This is a genomic window from Streptomyces sp. NPDC104309 (assembly GCF_055584025.1).
Map to the genome: position 1 here is coordinate 1 of NZ_JBVJMV010000124.1, position 2,894 is coordinate 2,894.

4 protein-coding genes are annotated in these 2,894 nt (G+C 67.8%); 3 read left to right on the forward strand and 1 reads right to left on the reverse strand.

The window, feature by feature from the left end:
- Positions 1–242: 242 nt before the first annotated feature.
- A protein-coding gene (locus ACZ68L_RS46700) for an IS5 family transposase (protein WP_469590989.1) occupies positions 243–1,063 on the reverse strand; the annotation gives its coding sequence in 2 pieces (ribosomal slippage) (positions 243–703 and positions 703–1,063; 822 coding nt in all).
- Between the two features lie 107 nt (positions 1,064–1,170).
- Here ACZ68L_RS46700 and ACZ68L_RS46705 point away from each other — a divergent pair.
- The 3 genes from ACZ68L_RS46705 to ACZ68L_RS46715 all read left to right on the forward strand — a co-directional run.
- Positions 1,171–1,932 carry an alanyl-tRNA editing protein gene (locus tag ACZ68L_RS46705; protein ID WP_469590991.1) on the forward strand — a complete coding sequence of 254 codons (762 nt, stop codon included), beginning with the start codon at positions 1,171–1,173 and terminating at the stop codon, positions 1,930–1,932.
- Positions 1,932–2,507, forward strand: coding sequence for a helix-turn-helix domain-containing protein (locus tag ACZ68L_RS46710; protein ID WP_469590993.1), 576 nt, complete (start codon positions 1,932–1,934; stop codon positions 2,505–2,507). The genes ACZ68L_RS46705 and ACZ68L_RS46710 overlap by 1 nt, the downstream gene beginning before the upstream one ends.
- A 17-nt stretch (positions 2,508–2,524) precedes the next feature.
- The coding region (locus ACZ68L_RS46715; RefSeq protein WP_469590995.1) for a beta-eliminating lyase-related protein at positions 2,525–2,894 on the forward strand (370 nt) is incomplete at its 3' end.

A 2,894-nucleotide genomic window follows, 5' to 3' on the forward strand; every position in this document is an offset into this window, starting at 1 on the left:
GCGAATATTTCCTGGGGGCAGCCATGGTCGATGTTCCTTTCATGAAAACCATCTGACCCTCTGTCACCACACTCCGCATCTCGGGGGAACCTCATATGGGAAACTTGCATCTCGGAAGTGCCTTGCCGATCGTGCGTGCTGGAAGCCTCAAAAACTCCCATCATCGCAGGTCACAAGGCACTTCCTTGTTTCCCGAAGGGCCATCCACAGCCATCAGACCGGTGGATCAAGGCTAAGAGGAGCTAACACAATGCCTGGACTCGCCTGTAGGTGATCACGCAGCAGGCGAGTTTCAGGAAGGCTTCGTGGATGTCGTCGCGGATCTCCCAGCGGATCCGCAGTCGGCGGAAGCCGTGGATCCAGGCGTTGGTGCGTTCGACGACCCAGCGGACGGTGCCCAGGCCGGAGCCGTGTGGTACTCCGCGGCGGGCGATGACCGGTTTGATGCCGCGCTTCCACAGCAGCCGGCGGTATTTGTCGTAGTCGTAGCCCCGGTCGGCGAACAGTTGCCGGGGCCGGTGACGTGGCCTGCCGGTCTTTCCCCGGATGTGCGGGATGGCGTCGAGCAGGGGCAGCAGCTGGGTGACGTCGTGGCGGTTGCCGCCGGTCAGAGTGATGGCGAGCGGGGTGCCACCCGCGTCGGTGATGACGTGGTGCTTCGAGCCGGGCCGGGCGCGGTCGACCGGGCTCGGCCCGGTTTTGGGCCGCCCCGACGGGCCTGGTGGTGCGAGCCGTCGATCACCGCCCTCGACCAGTCCAGCTTCCCGGCGCGGTGCAGCTCGGTCAGCAGCACCTGGTGCAGCCGGTCCCACACCCCGGCCTCGTGCCAGTCCCGCAACCGGCGCCAGCAGGTCATCCCGGAGCCGAAGCCGAGTTCCTGCGGCAACCACTCCCACTGGATCCCGGTATGCAACACGAACAAGATCCCCTGCAGACAGCCACGATCACCCAACGGCAGCCGCCCCGGATTCCGCGTCCGGCGCTGCCTGACCGGCAACAACGGCTCGATCCGCCCCCACAGGTCATCCGACACCACCCACGGAGGACCCTTTCCCTTCCCCATGACACCTTCAACGAGCGTCTGAAGAAAGGGACATGGCATCAACAAACCTTTCTGTTAGCTCCTCTAAGACATCGGACTTGATCGTCTAGGGCTACCTGGAGTCGTTCTTGCGCACGTTCCCGAAGCCCGACGTCGACGACGCCTGGACATGCGGCCCAAGTGCCGCCACTCCGTCGGCGGGTGGCGGCGCCCGGCCGAGGTGCCGTGAGCCTTGCTGTTACTTCGGGTGCAGTGCGCTGCACCCTCCAGGGCCGGGCGGGCGTTCAGTAAAGGCCGTCGAGCACTGCCTGTTCCATCCGCAGGGCGGCGGCCAGCCCGCCGACGCGGGCTGGCTGGAGGACGTGGAGATCGTCCCGGTCCGGGACCGTGAGTCGGGACTGATCGTGGCGGTGGCACCGGAGGGCGACAGTCTGCCGTCCCTGACCGAGGGGCAGGAGGTCCGGTCCCGGATCGACCTTCAGCTCCGCATGGCGCACGCCGCCCTGCACACCGCCGGACACCTCATCGAGGCGGTGGGGCGGATGCAGGGCTGGGAGATGACCGGCAGCAACCACTTCCCCGGCCAGGCACGTATCGAGTTCCAGATGCCTGAGGCCGACGGTCGGCTGACCGACCCGGACGGACGGGAGGAAGTGACGGCCGCGCTGCGTGCCGCAGTGGAGGCCGCGGTCGCCGAGGACTTGCCGGTCACCGCCCGGTACGTCACCGAGGGGCAGCGCGTGGTGCACGTGGGCGAGCTGCACGCCGCGCCGTGCGGGGGTACGCATGTGCGCAGTCTCGGTGACCTGGCCGAGGTGGTCCTGCCGACGTTGAGGGTCAAGAAGGGCCGTATCCGCGTGTCCTACACCGCAGCCCACAGGAGTCTGTGATGACACCGTCCACGCCCGGCCGCCAGCCGGTCAGCAGTACTGCAGCCGCCGTCGGGGTGAAGATCCGTCTGCGCCGCCAGCAACGCGGCATGAGCGCCGCAGAGATGGCCCGGCGAGCCGGGCTGAGCAAGGCCACGCTGTCGCAGCTGGAGGCCGGAAACGGCAACCCGACGATCGAGACCCTGGATGCGATCGCGATCGCTCTGCGCATCCCGATCGCCGACCTCCTGGCGCGCGACGCCGACACCGGGCCGGTCTTCCGGCCGGGCACCGACGCGGAGCCCGGCGAGGTCTCCCGGGAACTGCTGCGCCGTATCAGCAGCGGCAACAGCCTGGAGATCTGGAGGCTGCGCATCCCGCCCGAGACGGAACTGGCTGGCGTTCCGCATGCCACCGGCACGATCGAGCACCTGATCATCTCCAGCGGCCGTGTCACCGCGGGCCCCGTTGATACGCCGCAGGACCTGGGCCCCGGCGACATGCTCGCCTTCGCCGGCGACGCCCCGCACTTCTACCGCACCGGCACCGAAGAAGTCGATATCACCGTCGTCTTCGCTTCCCCGATCAGCACCTGACACCGAGGAATCCGCTCATGAGCACCACCATCACCACCACCCCTTCCGGTCGCGCGTTCATCAGTGACAACATGGCCGGCGCCTCCCCACAGATAGCTCAGGCCGTCGCCGGCGCTGCCGCAGGTCAGGTCCTGCCCTACGGGAACGACCCCTTCACCGCCGGCGCCCGGCGCAAGCTGAGCGAGGTCTTCGAGCGGGAGGTGGATGTCTTCATCGTTTCCACCGGCTCCGCTGCCAACGGCCTGAGCCTGGCCGCCCTCACCCCGCCCTGGGGCAGCGTGCTGTCCCACCCCGACAGCCACATCAACCACGACGAATGCGGCGCACCCGAGTTCTTCACCGACGGCGCCAAGCTCGTCTCCGTGCCCGGCGACGACAGCAAGATCG

What these genes read in the sequence shown, in the direction of transcription:
- ACZ68L_RS46710 (WP_469590993.1), top strand. Translation starts at nt 1,932, where the DNA reads ATGACACCGTCCACGCCCGGCCGCCAGCCGGTCAGCAGTACTGCAGCC.